This is a genomic window from Roseobacter sp. HKCC-CH-9208, assembly GCF_037805125.1.
GTDB lineage: Bacteria > Pseudomonadota > Alphaproteobacteria > Rhodobacterales > Rhodobacteraceae > M30B80.
This window is the reverse complement of record NZ_JBBLYK010000001.1, coordinates 202,446-218,057: the sequence shown is the minus strand read 5'-3', so window position 1 is coordinate 218,057 and position 15,612 is coordinate 202,446. Positions and strand designations below refer to the sequence as shown.

General features: G+C 55.6%; 18 protein-coding genes. 9 read left to right on the top strand and 9 right to left on the bottom strand.

Annotated elements, in window-relative coordinates; translation table 11 throughout:
* Window positions 1-48: 48 nt before the first annotated feature.
* The 4 genes from AAC621_RS01105 to AAC621_RS01090 form a co-directional block, all read right to left on the bottom strand.
* Window positions 49-1,164 carry a hypothetical protein gene (locus AAC621_RS01105; protein WP_340251338.1) on the bottom strand — a complete coding sequence of 372 codons (1,116 nt, stop codon included), beginning with the start codon at window positions 1,162-1,164 and terminating at the stop codon, window positions 49-51.
* 111 nt (window positions 1,165-1,275) lie between these two features.
* Window positions 1,276-2,172, bottom strand: a complete 897-nt coding sequence (locus AAC621_RS01100; protein ID WP_340251336.1) for a DMT family transporter — start codon at window positions 2,170-2,172, stop codon at window positions 1,276-1,278.
* 87 nt (window positions 2,173-2,259) lie between these two features.
* Window positions 2,260-3,072 (bottom strand): nucleoside triphosphate pyrophosphohydrolase, encoded by an 813-nt coding sequence (mazG, locus tag AAC621_RS01095; protein ID WP_340251333.1) that lies wholly within the window; start codon window positions 3,070-3,072, stop codon window positions 2,260-2,262.
* 11 nt (window positions 3,073-3,083) lie between these two features.
* Window positions 3,084-3,611 carry a flavin reductase family protein gene (locus AAC621_RS01090; protein ID WP_340251331.1) on the bottom strand — a complete coding sequence of 176 codons (528 nt, stop codon included), beginning with the start codon at window positions 3,609-3,611 and terminating at the stop codon, window positions 3,084-3,086.
* 136 nt (window positions 3,612-3,747) lie between these two features.
* On the opposite strand from AAC621_RS01090, the gene speB reads away from it, so the two are divergent.
* The 5 genes from speB to ccmE are packed head-to-tail and all read left to right on the top strand — an operon-like array spanning window position 3,748 to window position 7,984.
* A complete protein-coding gene (gene speB / locus AAC621_RS01085) occupies window positions 3,748-4,719 on the top strand; it encodes an agmatinase (protein ID WP_340251329.1) in 972 nt (323 codons plus the stop codon).
* Window positions 4,716-5,654 (top strand): lysophospholipid acyltransferase family protein, encoded by a 939-nt coding sequence (locus tag AAC621_RS01080; RefSeq protein WP_340251327.1) that lies wholly within the window; start codon window positions 4,716-4,718, stop codon window positions 5,652-5,654. Before speB ends, AAC621_RS01080 begins: the two co-directional genes overlap by 4 nt.
* Window positions 5,635-6,462 (top strand): glutamate racemase, encoded by an 828-nt coding sequence (locus AAC621_RS01075; RefSeq protein WP_340251325.1) that lies wholly within the window; start codon window positions 5,635-5,637, stop codon window positions 6,460-6,462. Before AAC621_RS01080 ends, AAC621_RS01075 begins: the two co-directional genes overlap by 20 nt.
* A gap of 10 nt (window positions 6,463-6,472) precedes the next feature.
* Window positions 6,473-7,501, top strand: a complete 1,029-nt coding sequence (gene argC / locus AAC621_RS01070; RefSeq protein ID WP_340251323.1) for an N-acetyl-gamma-glutamyl-phosphate reductase — start codon at window positions 6,473-6,475, stop codon at window positions 7,499-7,501.
* A gap of 39 nt (window positions 7,502-7,540) precedes the next feature.
* The gene (gene ccmE / locus AAC621_RS01065) at window positions 7,541-7,984 is read left to right on the top strand and encodes a cytochrome c maturation protein CcmE (RefSeq protein WP_340251321.1); all 444 of its coding nucleotides are present in this window, start codon (window positions 7,541-7,543) and stop codon (window positions 7,982-7,984) included.
* 8 nt (window positions 7,985-7,992) lie between these two features.
* Here the strand turns inward: ccmE and AAC621_RS01060 are convergent, their stop codons facing one another.
* Window positions 7,993-8,259, bottom strand: a complete 267-nt coding sequence (locus tag AAC621_RS01060) for a hypothetical protein (protein WP_340251319.1) — start codon at window positions 8,257-8,259, stop codon at window positions 7,993-7,995.
* Between the two features lie 69 nt (window positions 8,260-8,328).
* A complete protein-coding gene (guaA, locus tag AAC621_RS01055; protein ID WP_340251317.1) occupies window positions 8,329-9,912 on the bottom strand; it encodes a glutamine-hydrolyzing GMP synthase in 1,584 nt (527 codons plus the stop codon).
* 173 nt (window positions 9,913-10,085) lie between these two features.
* On the opposite strand from guaA, the gene AAC621_RS01050 reads away from it, so the two are divergent.
* On the top strand, window positions 10,086-11,633 hold the full coding sequence (locus tag AAC621_RS01050; protein WP_340251316.1) for a trimethylamine methyltransferase family protein: 1,548 nt from the start codon (window positions 10,086-10,088) through the stop codon (window positions 11,631-11,633).
* Here AAC621_RS01050 and AAC621_RS01045 read toward each other — a convergent pair.
* Window positions 11,588-11,938, bottom strand: a complete 351-nt coding sequence (locus tag AAC621_RS01045) for a DUF6477 family protein (RefSeq protein WP_340251314.1) — start codon at window positions 11,936-11,938, stop codon at window positions 11,588-11,590. The genes AAC621_RS01050 and AAC621_RS01045 overlap by 46 nt on opposite strands.
* A 218-nt stretch (window positions 11,939-12,156) precedes the next feature.
* Here AAC621_RS01045 and AAC621_RS01040 point away from each other — a divergent pair, with 218 nt between their 5' ends.
* Both AAC621_RS01040 and lipA read left to right on the top strand, forming a co-directional pair.
* Window positions 12,157-13,290, top strand: coding sequence for a DUF6456 domain-containing protein (locus tag AAC621_RS01040; protein WP_340251312.1), 1,134 nt, complete (start codon window positions 12,157-12,159; stop codon window positions 13,288-13,290).
* Window positions 13,291-13,366: 76 nt separating this feature from the next.
* Window positions 13,367-14,317, top strand: coding sequence for a lipoyl synthase (lipA, locus tag AAC621_RS01035; RefSeq protein WP_317654603.1), 951 nt, complete (start codon window positions 13,367-13,369; stop codon window positions 14,315-14,317).
* On the opposite strand, the gene AAC621_RS01030 is transcribed toward lipA, so the two are convergent.
* Both AAC621_RS01030 and hpt read right to left on the bottom strand, forming a co-directional pair.
* Window positions 14,314-14,511, bottom strand: a complete 198-nt coding sequence (locus tag AAC621_RS01030; RefSeq protein ID WP_340251310.1) for a hypothetical protein — start codon at window positions 14,509-14,511, stop codon at window positions 14,314-14,316. The genes lipA and AAC621_RS01030 overlap by 4 nt on opposite strands.
* Window positions 14,512-14,542: 31 nt before the next feature.
* The gene (gene hpt, locus AAC621_RS01025; RefSeq protein ID WP_340251307.1) at window positions 14,543-15,079 is read right to left on the bottom strand and encodes a hypoxanthine phosphoribosyltransferase; all 537 of its coding nucleotides are present in this window, start codon (window positions 15,077-15,079) and stop codon (window positions 14,543-14,545) included.
* A gap of 78 nt (window positions 15,080-15,157) precedes the next feature.
* Here hpt and AAC621_RS01020 point away from each other — a divergent pair, with 78 nt between their 5' ends.
* Window positions 15,158-15,610 carry a type II toxin-antitoxin system RatA family toxin gene (locus tag AAC621_RS01020; RefSeq protein ID WP_340251305.1) on the top strand — a complete coding sequence of 151 codons (453 nt, stop codon included), beginning with the start codon at window positions 15,158-15,160 and terminating at the stop codon, window positions 15,608-15,610.
* Window positions 15,611-15,612: the final 2 nt, after the last annotated feature.

Here is a 15,612-nt window from a genome sequence, read left to right as displayed (position 1 = left end):
TCTATCCCGAAAACCTGCCAAATTCCAATGGCGATTTTGTGGGCGACCTTAAAAGCGATGGCTGAGACGGATCGTGACAAGCCTTGCTCTGTTTCCGTTGAACCGCGCAAAGGGCGTGGTTCCAAGCCCCGTTGTTGTGTCGTCAAATCGCACCTCAGAGAGGGCAAACCCGATGGCCGCGCCGCCGCGCGTATATTCGGCCCCAAGCGTGAAGGCGCGTAGGCCATCAACAGGGGCAAGGTTGCTAGATAGCCCGCCCGTTTGCGGCTCTTGCGAATACAGGGCCGGTATACCCCACTCCTCGCTCAGGCGATGCTTGATGCCCAAATCATAGCGCATGACATCATCACGATAGGTGACCAATGCCCCCGCGGGGTAAAGGTTTGGCCTGATCTCAAATCCCCCCGAACGGCTTTGTTGAATGCGGCCAAAAAGGGCGGTGTTGGTCGCAATGCCCTGTTGGAAATCAAAGCTGAGGGTTGCGGGCATCTCAACGCCAAATCGCGTGTCGCTGAGGGCAGGGGTTGCGCCTGCCACGCCCAATACCCGCCCCTCTTGGCTTGAAAACGTCAGATCAATCGGGCTAGTATAGCTCAGGGCAAGACGGGTGCCGAATTCAGGGCGGCTATAGGCAAGCCCCAGAACATAGCCAAGGCCCGTATCGCTTTTGCCATCAAAGCGGTAGGAAAAGACATTCGGCACGCCTGCATTCAGCGAAACGTAAATATCACCATCCGATTGCAACAGGCGCAGACCACCATAAGCAAAGGCGTTTTGGCTGATGTCATAGGATAAAAGTGCTGTGATGGCACGGCTTTCCAATGTGGCAGTGGTGCCGTTCAGCGGATACCCCACCGCGTTATAGGCAGTGTTGGCAGCATAGGGGGTGGTGATTTGCAACGCCACGCCCATGCGGTCACCCAAATCTTGCTTATGTCCCAAATTCAGCGTGGTGCGGTTTTGCAGGACATTTTGTGCGCCCACGTTTGGCGCGGCGATAAGTGCGCCTGACACAGTAATATCGCGGCGCTGTGCGCTGATTTCGGCATAACCGCCATCCTCGAACAGGATTAGCGGTGAGAATGTGGTTTGATCTAGGCCCCCTGCATGGGCGACTTGGCCAATGCACAGGCTGCATAAAAGTGAATAAACAGATGCAAGCAACAAACGCTTACGGGTAATGATGGGTGTCCCTCCTACAATGATCCGCCTTGGTGATCATTAAGCGCAAGCACACCCGTCTTGTATATATAAAAAATGCCTAAAAAATTACATTTAACTGGTTGCGGCCTTGCGGCGCTCTAGCCGCGCGGCGCCCGTAATATTCAGGTAATTTGCCCCAAAAATAAGGGCTGCCCCCAAAAGCACTATTGGGTCAAGGGGTTCGGCATACAGTATGACCCCAATCAGGGCAATCACAGGCAGGCGCACAAAATCCAGTGGCATCACCACCGAGGCGGGCGCGACACTGAGGGCGGATGTCAAACAAAAATGCGCCACGAGCCCCGCAAAGCCGATCAAAACAATCCACGCCACATTGCCCCCTGTCGGCAAGGCCATATCCCCATCTGCAAGGCTGCACACCAGACCAAAGACCAGTTGCATGATCGTGAGATAGAACATGATGCAGGTGATGGTTTGGCTCTGTGTCAGGCGCTTGGTGAAAATCGCGGTGCTGGCAAAACAAAGCGCCGCCGCCGCGGCAATGATCATCCCCGCAGAGGGGGGCGCCACCCAAGGGCGCACGACTAGGAGGATGCCGATGAACCCCACAACCGCGACAAACAGCTTGAGCCGCGTCAAACGCTCGCCCAAAAACAGGGCAGCCAAAAGCATGACCCAAAGCGGCGAGGTGAATTCAAGCGCGAAAACCTGCGCAAGTGGGATCACAGTGATCGCGTAAAACCACAGGTTTTGCCCCGCAAAGTGAAAGATATTGCGCCCCATATGCATCGGCAACTTGTCGCGTTTGACCTCGCCCCATTTGCCAAAGACCGTGGCCAGGATCGCAACCACCGCCACCCCCACAGCCGAGCGATAGGTCATGATTTCGAACGTGTCCAATTCAAAGGAGACAGCGCGCCCCGCAATGGCCATCAGGGTAAAGGCGACAATCGCCCCCGTCATCCAGAGCGCCGCCAATGCGGGGCGCTGTTGGTTCGCTTGGCTCATCTGTGCACGCTTTCCTAGGTTAGGCGCCCCAAAATCGCGCCAAAGCAGGAAGGTAGCTAAAATCACAGGCTTGGCAAGATGGCGGCGTTACAGCCCCTTGGTTTTGGCCTCTTGCCACAAGGCTTCCATCTCTTCGAGATTGGACTGATCTGCGCTGCGACCATCTTCCCGAAGTTGGTTTTCTATATAATTGAAACGGCGGGTGAATTTCTCATTCGCGTTGCGCAAGGCCGTTTCGGGGTCAACCTTGAGATGACGCGCGAGATTGGCCATCACAAACAGCAAATCGCCCATTTCTTCGGCAATTTTCTCTTGGGGGAGGGTCGCGCGCGCCTCAGCCAATTCAGCGGATTCTTCGGCGATTTTATCGATCACTTGATCAATCTGCGGCCAATCAAACCCCACGCGTGCTGCCCGCTTTTGCAGCTTTTCCGCCCGCATCAAGGCGGGCAAGCCGAGTGCGACATCGGCCAAAACCCCCGTTTTCGCACGGGCGGCGCGCTCGCGGGCTTTGATCTTTTCCCAATCTTCGACCTGTTGGTCTGCCGATTTGTCGCGATTTTCTGCACCAAACACATGCGGGTGGCGCGCGACCATTTTGTCGGAAATGTCGCGCAGAACATCGTCAAAGGTGAAATACCCTGCCTCTTCCGCGATTTGCGCGTGATAGACCGATTGCAGAACCAAATCCCCCAATTCGCCGCGCAATTCGCCCCATGAACGGCGCGAGATTGCATCGGCCACCTCATAGGCCTCCTCAATCGTGTAGGGGGCGATGCTGTCGAAATCTTGCTCGATATCCCAAGGGCAGCCCGCCTCTGGGTCGCGCAAGGCGCGCATGATCTCTAGGAGGCGGGCCATTGAGCCGCCGCCATTTTCAATCAGATCACGATTATACATGGCGCATCCCTTTATTTGGTTTCGGGCGTAAGGGCGCGAAAGCGGCGTTTGTGGTAAATCAGCGGGTCGGTCTGATCGGATAGGGTCACGGCGCGCACTACGCCGAAAATCACATGATGCGTCCCGATGGTGTCTGATTTCAAAATGGTGCAATCAAAGGCGGCCAAAGCATCTGAGAAAACGGGCGCGCCCGTGGCAAGTGGGGCACAGGCAACCCCGTCAAAGCGCGCAGCCCCTGTGAGGCCATGCCGGCCTGCAAAAATTTCTGCTGTTTGATCAGATCCTTGGCCGAGGATATTGATGCAAAATACGCCATTTTTCAGAATGACAGGCAGCGATGTCGAATTGGCATGAACGCAAATCAACATGGTTGGGCCATCGGCTTGGGTGTCTGGGTCTGCAGAAACAGAACTCATGGCCGAGACGGTCAAGCCCCCCAAACCTGCAACGCCATCGGTGCTGACCACGCAGACGGAATTCGCGCAAAGGCTCATCGCGTCAATAAAATCTTGGCGCAATTTATCGGTCTGCTCGGTCATCTGCCCATCCTTTTTGATCTTTGGGCTAGATCTAGTCGAATTTCACCCTTGAGGCCAGTCGCCGCGGCGGGTTTGGCTTGAGTTTTTCCCAAAGCTGGAACAGAACGGATCAAGGACAGTAAGGGAGAGGCGCAAAATGGCGCTGGAAGATGCCAAAAGCCAAATTGATCTGGCCATTACGGCGGGATCGTTCAAAGGGCTTGCATTTGAGAATGCGTTTTCTGGGGTGCCTTCTTTTTTGCGCCGCAAACTGTCTAAAGACCTATCGGGGGTGGACTTGGCTATTACAGGCATTCCCTTTGATCAGGCGGTGACGTATCGCGCAGGCACCCGATTTGGCCCGCGCGCCATCCGCGCTGCCTCAAGTTTGCAACCTTTTGATCCGCCCTTTGGGTGGGATGGTTTCTCTCCGCTTGAGCAATTTGCGATTGCCGATTACGGCGATATGGCACTGGACTATGCGCAACCCACGCAGACGCCCGCCGCAATTGAGGCGCATATTGCGGGCATTTTGGCCCAAGGGGCGAATGTCATCAGCTTGGGCGGGGATCATTCGATCACCCTGCCGATTTTGCGCGCCCATGTGGCCAAATTCGGGCCCGTGGCCTTGCTGCAATTTGATGCCCATACCGACACATGGCCTGATGATGCGCCTGCGCGGGTGGATCATGGAACCTTCTGCTACAAGGCGGTGAAGGAAGGTTTGATTGATGTTCAGCGGTCAATCCATGTGGGTATTCGCACAGTGGTGGAGGACAATCTGGGCATCGAAATCATCAGTGCCCAAGATGTGGCGCGGCGCGGTGTGGCGGATGTGGTTTCAGCGATCCGCACGCGGCTTGGTGATGCGCCTGTCTATCTTTCATTTGACATTGATGCGCTTGATCCGGCCCATGCCCCGGGAACAGGCACGCCTGTCTGGGGGGGCTTGAGCAGCCGTGAGGTGGCCTTGATCCTGCGCGGATTGGCGGGGATTAACCTAATCGGCGGCGATGTGGTTGAGGTTTCCCCCCCCTATGACACGGGCGAGATCACGGCGGTGGCTGCCGCCCATGTTGCGTTAGAGCTGATCTGCCTTTGGGGTTGGCCGAAGCGGGGGCATGGATGACAGAACATCCCCGCAAATTAAAGCGTTATCAGGTGGCGCGTGATATCACCTATGCGACCTCGGCGCAGACCCGAATGGGGCGTGCGGTGATCCGTTTGTTGGAAAACACGACAGGGCGCCTGTCCTTAATCCGCCGTGCCGAAGGCTATGAGGATCAAGTGGCGGCAGGTCATGATTTTTGGCAGGTGATGTGCGATCGCTATGGCCTGAAGATCAAGTATCACGGGGCAGGGCTCGAGGGCATCCCCGAGGTGGGGCCACTGATTTTGATTGCGAACCATCCGTTTGGCATTTTGGATGGGTTGATTATGGGACATATCCTATCCCAGCGCCGGGGCGGGGATTTTCGCATTCTCGCGCATCAGATTTTCCGCAAGGCCCCCGATCTTGAGCGGATCATTCTGCCCGTCTCGTTCGATGAAACCAAAGAGGCGGTTGCGCAAAACATCACCACACGCAAGGCCGCGTTTTCCTATTTGGATCAAGGGGGCGCGATTGGCATTTTCCCTGGCGGCACAGTTTCGACTGCGGCCAAACCTTTTAGCATTCCGATAGATCCAGATTGGCGGGTCTTTACCGCGCGCATGGTCGCGCGTTCAGGCGCAACCGTGATCCCGATTTTCTTTGAAGGGCAGAATTCGCGTCTTTTCCAGATCATGAGCCATATCCATGTCACCTTGCGTATGGGGTTGCTGATCCGTGAATTTCGCAAACGGATGAAAGTGCCGCTTGAGGTGACATTGGGCAGGCCAATTTCGCGGCAAGATATGGCAGCTCATCTGGACAATCCGCCCGCATTGATGGATTTTCTACGCAGCGAAACCTATCGCTTGAGCCAAACGCCGATTGACCCTCGCTTGCGCGGGTTTGAATTTGATCAAAAGCGTCTCGCCAAGCGGCATGAAAGGCAGGAAGATGGCGGTCGGCATATTTGACTCAGGCCTTGGCGGGCTGACAGTGTTGGATGCGGTCACGCGGCGATTGCCCGATTTGCCGTTGGTATATTTTGGCGATAACGCGCACACGCCCTATGGGGTGCGTGATGCAGAAGATATTTACCATCTGACCAAGCGCGGGGTGCAATGCCTGTTTGATCAAGGCTGTGATCTGGTCATTTTAGCCTGTAACACCGCCTCTGCGGCCGCGTTGCGGCGGATGCAGGAGGGGTGGGTTCCGAAAGACAAGCGCGTCCTTGGTGTGTTTGTCCCCCTGATTGAGGCGCTGACCGAGCGGCAATGGGGGGATAACTCGCCCCCCCGCGAAGTTGCGGTAAAACATGTGGCGCTTTTTGCCACGCCTGCAACTGTCTCAAGCCGCGCGTTTCAACGTGAATTGGCCTTTCGCGCCATTGGTGTTGATGTCGAAGCACAGCCCTGTGGCGGCTTAGTGGATGCGATTGAGATGGGTGATATGATCTTGGCTGAGGCGATGGTGCGCAGCCATGTTGAGGCGCTGTTGCGCCGTATGCCGCGCCCCGAGGCGGCCATTTTGGGCTGCACCCATTACCCGCTGGTTGAAGAGCATTTCCGCACTGCCCTTGGCCCTGATGTGGCCGTATACAGCCAGCCCAATCTGGTTGCCGAAAGTTTGGCCGATTATCTGACCCGCCGCCCTGAAATGGCAGGTGCGGGGGCCGTGACGAAGTTTTTGACAACGGGCGACCCGCAAAAAGTATCGAACAAGGCCACACAGTTTTTGCGCCGCAAGATTGCCTTTGAACAGGCAGCGCTTCCTGATGCATGAAAGAGATGGAATGACAAAGAATATCGCGATCCTAGGGGCCTCTGGATATACGGGCGCGGAATTGGTGCGGCTGATCCATGGGCATGGGGGCATGCGCATCATGGCCCTGTCAGGCGAGCGCAAGGCGGGCATGGCGATGGGGGATGTGTTTCCCTTTTTGCGTAATTTAGATTTGCCCGTTCTTCAGAAAATTGAAGAAATCGATTTCACGAATGTTGATCTGGCCTTTTGCGCGCTGCCCCATGCGACCTCGCAGGCGGTGATCAAAGACCTGCCGCGCAATTTGAAAATTGTGGATCTCTCCGCGGATTTTCGTCTGCGCGATCCTGTGGCCTATGAAAAATGGTATGGCCAGCCCCATGCCGCCCCAGAATTGCAGACCGAAGCGGTCTATGGCCTGACTGAATTTTACCGTGATGAGATATCAGCGGCGCGTCTTGTCGCAGGCACGGGCTGCAACGCGGCCACGGGGCAATATGCCTTGCGGCCTTTGATTTCGGCGGGGCTGGTTGATCTTGATGAGATCATCATTAACATGGTGGTTGGCGTGTCTGGGGCAGGGCGCAGCCTTAAAGAAAACCTGCTTCATGCTGAAATCTCCGAAGGCACAAACCCCTATGGGGTAGGCGGCACACATCGCCATTTGGGGGAATTTGATCAAGAATTCTCAGTCCTCGCAGGGCGCAAGGTTGAGGTGCAATTTACCCCCCATCTCGCCCCGTTTAACCGCGGGATCTTGGCCACGGTCTATGTCAAAGGCGAGGCTGAGGCGATTTACGACACATTGGCCGCAACCTATGCATCTGAGCCTTTCGTGCATGTGCTACCCTTTGGCGCAGCCCCGTCAACGCATGATGTGCGCGGCTCGAACCATGCCTATATAGGGGTGGCAAACGATCGGCGCGCGGGCCGCGCGATTGTTTTTGCCGCGCTTGATAACCTGTGCAAAGGGTCATCGGGTCAAGCGTTGCAAAACGCCAATTTGATGCTTGGGTGTGACGAAAAGCAAGGGTTAGAAAACCTCGCGCTTTTCCCATGACCTCACGTGACGGTGTGATGGAATGATAGGTGTAAGACGATGCAAACATTGAAAAAAAGACGCCGTATTCAGATTGTTATGCTGGCCGTATTTTGCCTGGTAGGCATGACCGCGCTGGTTGGGTATGGATTTCGTGATGGCATCAATTTCTTCATGCCGCCCGCCGAGGTTGCCGAAAACCCGCCCGCAGCGAATAAAACCTTCCGCATCGGCGGCCTTGTGGAGGAGGGGACCTTGCGCCGCGGCCAAGGGGCGACCATCACTTTCAACGTCACTGATGGCGCGGCCTCCATCCCTGTGTCTTACACGGGTGTTCTGCCAGATTTGTTTGGCGAGGGCGAAGGCATGGTTGGCACAGGCCGCCTGATTGATGGCGTGTTTGAAGCAACCGAAATCCTTGCCCGCCATGACGAGACCTATATGCCCGAAGAAGTGATTGACGCTCTTAAAGAGCAGGGTGTTTACGTGGCGCCTGAGAGTTGAGGGACAATTCAGACGTCACGTGCCTTTGCGTCATATTCGGCCAAAGCTGCGTCCCATGTCGGAATATTATCGGCCTCATATCCATGCACCTTGCCCGTAGCAATTTGGGCGAACACCCCCATGGATTTAAGATGCGCAGGTGATCTGCGATAGGCCATCATATCGGCTTTGCTGTCCCACACAGTCAAGGTATGATGCACACCTTGGCGGATTTTCGTGCCGACAAAGCGCGCGCCTTTGGCTGTTTGCGCTGCGCGAAAGGCGGGGATTGCCAAGGCCTAAAACCTGATCCAACTGATCATGCGTTTGGTTTTCAGACCTGTGACTGACACATATATCGCGCCTCACTCCCACTCAATCGTTCCGGGCGGTTTCGAGGTGATGTCATAGGTCACGCGGTTGATGCCCTTGACCTCGTTGATGATGCGGGTGGCGGTTTCGCCCAAGAAATCATGGCTAAAGGGGTAATAATCCGCTGTCATCCCATCAACTGATGTCACCGCACGCAGGGCGCAGGCATAATCATAGGTGCGGCCATCGCCCATCACACCCACGGTGCGCACGGGCAGGATCGCCGCAAAGGCCTGCCAAATCTCGTCATAAAGCCCATGCTTGCGGATTTGGTCGATATAAACCGCATCGGCCTTGCGCAGGATTTCTAGCTTTTCGCGGGTGATCTCGCCGGGGCAACGGATCGCAAGACCAGGTCCGGGGAAGGGGTGGCGGCCGATGAAATGTGCGGGCAGACCCAGTTCACGACCCAAGGCGCGCACCTCGTCCTTGAACAATTCGCGCAAGGGTTCGACCAGTTTCAGCCCCATCTTTTTGGGCAGGCCACCCACATTGTGATGGCTTTTGATCGTGACGCTTGGCCCGCCAGAAAAGCTTACGCTTTCAATGACATCAGGGTAAAGCGTGCCCTGCGCCAAAAAGGAGGCGCCTTCGATGCTATCGGCATATTTCTGGAACACATCAATAAATAATTTGCCGATGGTTTTGCGCTTCACCTCGGGGTCACTGACCCCTTCGAGCGCACCAAGGAACAAATCCTGTTCTTGCGCGTGGATCACAGACAGGTTCATGTGGTCGCGGAACATCGTGACCACCTCCTCAGCCTCGCCCATGCGCAGCAGGCCATGATCCACAAAGACGCAAGTGAGCTGATCGCCAATAGCCTCATGGATGAGGGCCGCAGCGACCGAACTATCAACCCCGCCTGACAGGCCGCAAATCACCTTAGCATCGCCGACCTGTTCGCGAATGGCGGCGACCGCTTGGTCACGATAGCCCGCCATTGTCCAATCGCCGCGGAAACCTGCGATGGAGAGAAAATTCTTATAGAGCTGCGCGCCATTGGGGGTGTGATGCACCTCGGGGTGGAATTGCACCGCGTAAAAACGGCGGTTCACATCGGCGGTGATCGCAAAAGGCGCGCCTGGGGATGTGCCAAGCACTTCGAACCCATCGGCAATTTTGCTAACATGGTCGCCGTGGCTCATCCAAACTTGTTCGCGGCCATCTTCCGCGCTGAACCATCCATCCACAAAATCTGATTGGGCGGTGGTTTTGGTCACATAGGCGCGTCCAAATTCGGCGGTGGCGTGTTCGCCTGCCTCAACCTTGCCACCTAGATCCTGCATCATCACCTGCTGGCCATAGCAGATGCCCATGATCGGCACGCCCAGATCATACACGGCGCGCGGCGGGCGCGGAGATCCTTCGCGCATCACCGAATCTGGCCCGCCCGAGAAAATCACCGCCTTGGGATCGAATTCCGCCAAAAACGCGGCATCGACATTTTGATAGGGGTGAATTTCGCAATACACATTTTGCTCGCGCAGGCGGCGGGCAATCAGTTGCGTCACTTGGCTGCCGAAATCAATGATCAGAAGCCGCTCATGGGATTGGGCAATGGGTTCTATTGTCATATGCTTCGCATAGGCGAGGCTTTGCGCGCGCGCAAGAGCGCGAATGTCGCTTTCCCCTCGCAAATGGCGCAAATCGCCATCGCCCTCATTGTTTCGCAAGATAAAAGCGGCAACACACCTGCCCCGCAATTTTTGCGGGATTGAAATTTATGTCACTTCGAGAGGGCAAAATCATGAGCGAAGCAGCAGCAGATCGACGTCGGGGCAGAGGGGGTGGCGGAGCCGCCCGCCGTGCGGAGCGCAGCGCACCCAAACTTGAAGCGGCGAAATATATCGAACGCAAAATCCCCAATCTCGAAATCCTCTCGGACGAGGCGCTAGAGATCATCGAGGCGAATGCGGAAACTGTTCTCGAAGAGATCGGTGTCAATTTCGTGGAAAATCCCGAGGCGCTGAAGCGTTGGAAAGATGTGGGGGCCGATGTCAACGGCGAGCGTGTGCGTTTTCCCAAGGGACTGCTGCGCAGCCTGATTAAAACCGCGCCGTCCTCGTTTGTCCAACACGCCCGTAACCCAGAGCGCAGTGTTGAGATCGGCGGCAAATCTTTGGTGCTTGCCCCTGTTTATGGCCCTCCATTTGTTTGGGACAGTGTCGGCGGCCGCCGTTATGCGACTATGGCTGATTTTCAGAAATTCGTGAAACTGGGCTATATGTCGAAATGGCTGCACCATTCGGGTGGCACAGTGTGCGAACCTACCGATATTCCCGTCAACAAGCGCCATTTTGATATGCTTTATGCGCATATGAGCCTGAGCGATAAGCCCTTTATGGGGTCGGTCACCGAACCATCGCGGGCGCAAGACTCGGTTGATATGTGCAAAATTCTGTTCGGCGAAGACTTCGCGACCAATAACGCGGTCATGACATCGCTGATCAATATCAATTCCCCGCTGACTTTCGATGCAACCATGATGGGCGCATTGGAGGTTTATGCCGCGAATAATCAGGCTTGCATCGTCTCGCCCTTTATCGTGGGGGGCGCGATGGCGCCTGTTTCGGTTATGGGTACGCTGACCCAAGTGTTGGCCGAGGTGATGGTGGCTGTCGCCTATAGCCAAATGATCCGCAAAGGCGCGCCTGTGATATTCGGGACCTTTGTGACATCGATTGATATGAATTCAGGCGCACCGACATTTGGCACGCCAGAAGCTGCGCAAATCACCTATGGTGCAGGGCAATTGGCGCGCCGCTTGAACCTGCCTTACCGCTCGGCAGGGTCGTTTAACGGCTCGAAATTGCCCGATGCGCAGGCAGCCTATGAGACATCAAATTCGCTGAATATGGGTTTGCTGTCTGGCGTGAATTTCATGCTGCATGCTTGCGGTTGGCTTGAGGGTGGCTTGGCCGCAAGCCCTGAGAAATTCGTGCTTGATGCGGATCAGCTTGGCGTGTTGCACCATTTGGCGGCGGGTGTGCCGATTGACGAGAATGCCCAAGCGATGGATGCGTTGCGCGAGGTTGGCCCGGGCGGGCATTTCTTGGGCTGTGCGCATACACAGGCGAATTTCAAAACCGCCTTCTGGAAAACCAATGTGCTTGATTACAAGCCCTATGAAACATGGGTTGATGAGGGCAGCCGTGACAGCGTGGCCTTGGCGGCTGCGCGGGTGGACAAAATGCTGTCTGAATATGTCCAGCCCGCGCTAGACCCTGCGGTTGATGAGGCCCTCAAGGCCTATATAGCGCAACGCAAATCTGAGATGCCAGACGCCTTTATCTGAGCGTCTAGGTCACTGGATCTTTCGCCGCCCCATGCCACAAGCTTGGGGCGGTTTTCTTTTGCGACAGTCGCATCTGTGTTTTTGCGCTCAGCCAGTTGGATCAGCGCGGCAAGGGTCATGATATGTTGGGTGGGTGAATAATGGGCAGCCCCGCTCAAGCGCGCAGTATTGAGGGCTTCTTCGCGTGATAAGAGATCTTGGCTTGATTGGCGCAAGGGTTTTTGACCTGCGGCGGCAAAGCGCGCCGCACGCACAAGAGAAGGCGGGCGGCGCATATCTTGAAGGGTGGTCATCAAATCAGCCATGGGGAGAGGTCTTTCTCTGATAAAGATTTACCACCCAAAGAATGCACTCGCATATCAAAGGCTTGCATAATTCCGCGCACAGCGCGCGCGGCCCGTTTTTCTTTACGAAATTTAAAGAGTTTTCCCCATATTCGCAAAAATTAACCCTTCAGTAACCCTTTGCGGGAAATCTTAAACAACTTAACCGCTATGGTTGTTTTATCTGGGGGGCTCCGTCCATGACTGATGATGATCTGACCTATCAGATTGATCTTCCCGACCCAGATCGGCTGACGGAGTTTTCTGACCCAGTGCAGCACTACATTTGCCACGTTAATTACGGGCTGACCTTCACCAAAATCGCCGCGGCCTATCACAGCCATCCCAGCACGATATTGCGCCATGTGCGCCAAATCGAAGATGCCCGTGATGATCCACTTTTAGATCAGGCTTTGGCTGATCTCGATGACCCCCTCCCTCCCAAGGATGTTGTTCCCATGCCCTCAATTCCGAATGCTCATGCGCCAAAGCAGGCGCTAAAATCTTCCTCTAATAGCGATAGCGAGGCGCGGCGTATCTTGCGCCGTCTTTGCGAGAAAGACGCGTTTTTGGTTGTGGCTCAAGATATGGATCGCGCGGTTGTTTTGCGCCCGAACCTCGAAGGGGGGCAAACCCGCACGGCGGTGATGGATCGCAGCCACGCGCAATCTTTTGTGCTGAAGGATTGGATATGCGCCACGCGCAAGGGGCGGGTGGCCTCCTATCGGATTACGCCAACGGGGCGCTTGGCCTTGAAACGCCTGATCGAAGAAGACCGCCGCCGCCGCAAATCGGATGGGGATTTGGGGCAGGGGCCAAATGTCTTTGCCGCGCAGCATGCTGATTATGGCATCAAGCGCGAAAATTTTGCCAATGGCAGCCATGTGCAGATGCGCGTTAACCTTAACGGTTCCCCCCTGTCAGGCTTGGCTCGGCGCAAGGACGCCGATGGCAAGCCGTTTCTGAGCGCGCCTTTGGTGCAGGCTGCTGAACGCCTGCGCGAAGATTTTGAGCGCGCTCAAATGGGGCCGCGCGTGGCGCAAAATTGGGATTGGTTTTTGACCTCGGCAGATCGCGGCGTGTTTGGCGATGGTGGGATCGGCGAAGGGCCAGCCGCCGCGCGCAAACGTGTCTTGGATGCCATGGAACATTTAGGGCCGGGTCTGTCTGATGTGGTGATGCGGGTCTGCTGTTTCCTTGAGGGGATGGAATCGGCCGAGCGCCGTTTGGGATGGTCGGCGCGGTCGGGAAAGGTTGTTCTGAAAATTGGGCTGCGACGCCTTTTGGAATTTTATCAAACCCATCACGGCTTGGTGCCCGCTATGATTGACTGAGGCAATGTGATCTGCGGGGTTACAATCGTGTAGCAAAGGGATTAAATTACCCCCGCAACGTCACGGAGCCAGACCCATGCGCGACCTTAAATTGCCCGAGCAACGCCATCCAGAAAAGGCGCATCGCCCCGATCAGGCACAGCCGAAAAAACCCTCTTGGATTCGGGTGAAGGCCCCCGTTGGGGAAGGCTATAAGGCCACGCATAAAATCATGCGCGAGCATAAATTGACCACCGTTTGCGAGGAGGCGGGATGCCCCAATGTCGGCGAATGTTGGAGCCAAGGTCACGCCACGATGATGATTATGGGCGAGGTTTGCACCCGTGCCTGCACGTTCTGCAATATCGCAACCGGTAAGCCGCCCGAGGCCTTGGATGTCTTCGAACCGGGCCGCGTGGCCGATGCGGTTAAGAAACTTGGCCTGAACCACGTTGTCATCACTTCGGTGGATCGCGATGACATTGAGGATGGTGGGGCAGAACATTTTGCCCAGACCATTCGCGCTATTCGCCGTCAATCCCCCGACACGACCATCGAGATCCTGACCCCCGATTTTTTGAAATGCGACCCAAGTGTTTTGGAAATCGTGGTGCGTGCAAAGCCCGATGTGTTCAATCATAACCTCGAAACTGTGCCGGGTCTTTACCCTGAGGTGCGCCCTGGCGCGCGCTATTTCCATAGCCTGCGCCTGCTGCAGCGGGTCAAGGAGATGGATCCGACCATGTTCACCAAATCTGGTATCATGGTTGGCCTTGGGGAAGACCGCCAAGCCGTGTTGCAGGTGATGGATGACATGCGGGCCGCCGATATCGACTTTTTGACCATTGGCCAATATCTGCAGCCAACCCCGAAACATCACGCGGTGGATCGTTTTGTGACGCCAGAGGAATTCAAGGCCTATGAAAAGGCGGCCTTTGGCAAAGGGTTCTTGATGGTTTCGGCCACGCCTTTGACGCGGTCTAGCTATCATGCGGGCGATGATTTTGCCCGCCTCAAAGCGGCGCGTTTGGCAAAATTAGGCGCTTAAGGCAATTCTTTGAGATATTGCGCAATTGCGGCCCGATCATCGGGCTGCAGCATGGCCATGTTTCGGATCACATTGACCATATGACCGCCTGCGCTGTCAAAGCTTGGGGTGAAGCCATCATTGAGATAGGCTGCGATCTCATCCTTTGACCATGTCAATTCGTCTGGGGTGAGGGGGGGATGCGCCCCTGTCATATGGGGGCAGATCGCCTTGGCTGCAATTGGCTTAGGTGAAGCGCACGGCGCCGATATAGGGCAAATTGCGATTTCGTTGCGCGTAGTCAATGCCATAGCCCACTACAAAATGATCGGGAATTTCGAACCCCGTCCATGTGGCGCTGATGTCCACCTCGCGGCGCACGGGTTTATCCAAAAGTGCGATGGTTTCCAACCGCTTCGGATCGCGCGATTTTAACAGCGACAGAACATGGCTCAGGGTAAACCCCGTATCCACGATATCCTCGACAACCAACACATCGCGCCCCCCGATTTCGCCGCGTAAATCCTTGAGAATTCGCACCTCCCGTGAGGAGGTCATTTCATTCCCGTAGGAAGACGCCTCTAAGAAATCGACTTCAACAGGCAAGTTCAATTCGCGCAACAGATCCGCAATAAACATAAAAGATCCGCGCAAAAGCCCCACAACCACCAGTTTATCGGTATCCTCAAATCGCGCTTCAATCTCGCGTGCCAGTTCCTCGATCCGCGCGGCAATGGCCTTGGCCGAGATTAAAACGTCAATTTCATAGGGGCGATCTGTCATTTTCTTGCGCTTATTACCTTGAATTCCGCCGCCATATCTAAGACATCACAAGGTGCAAAGAAAGATGAAAGGCTGTCTATGCCCTCCCATTCCGAGACGCGCACGCTGCCCTATCGCGCCCATGAGATCTATGATCTTGTGGCGAATGTGGCGCGCTATCCTGAATTCATCCCTTGGGCCGTGGCCGCACGCGTGCGCAGTGTGACAGATCAGGGCGACCATCGCGAAATGTTGGCGGATTTAATCGTGGGTTTTAAGATGTTCCGCGAAAAATTTGGCAGCCGCGTGCGCCTGTTCGATGCAGAAATGCGGATTGAAACCGCCTATATTGATGGGCCTTTTCACCACATGATTTCCAATTGGCGCATGCGCGATTTGTCCGAGGGCGGGTGTGAGGTCAGCTTTGATGTGGATTTCGAATTCAAAAATCGCCTGCTGCAAGGAGCGGCAGGCATGTTTTTCCACGAGGCGATGACGCGGATTGTGCGCGCCTTTGAGGCCCGCGCAGAGGCGTTATATGGGAAAAAATAAAA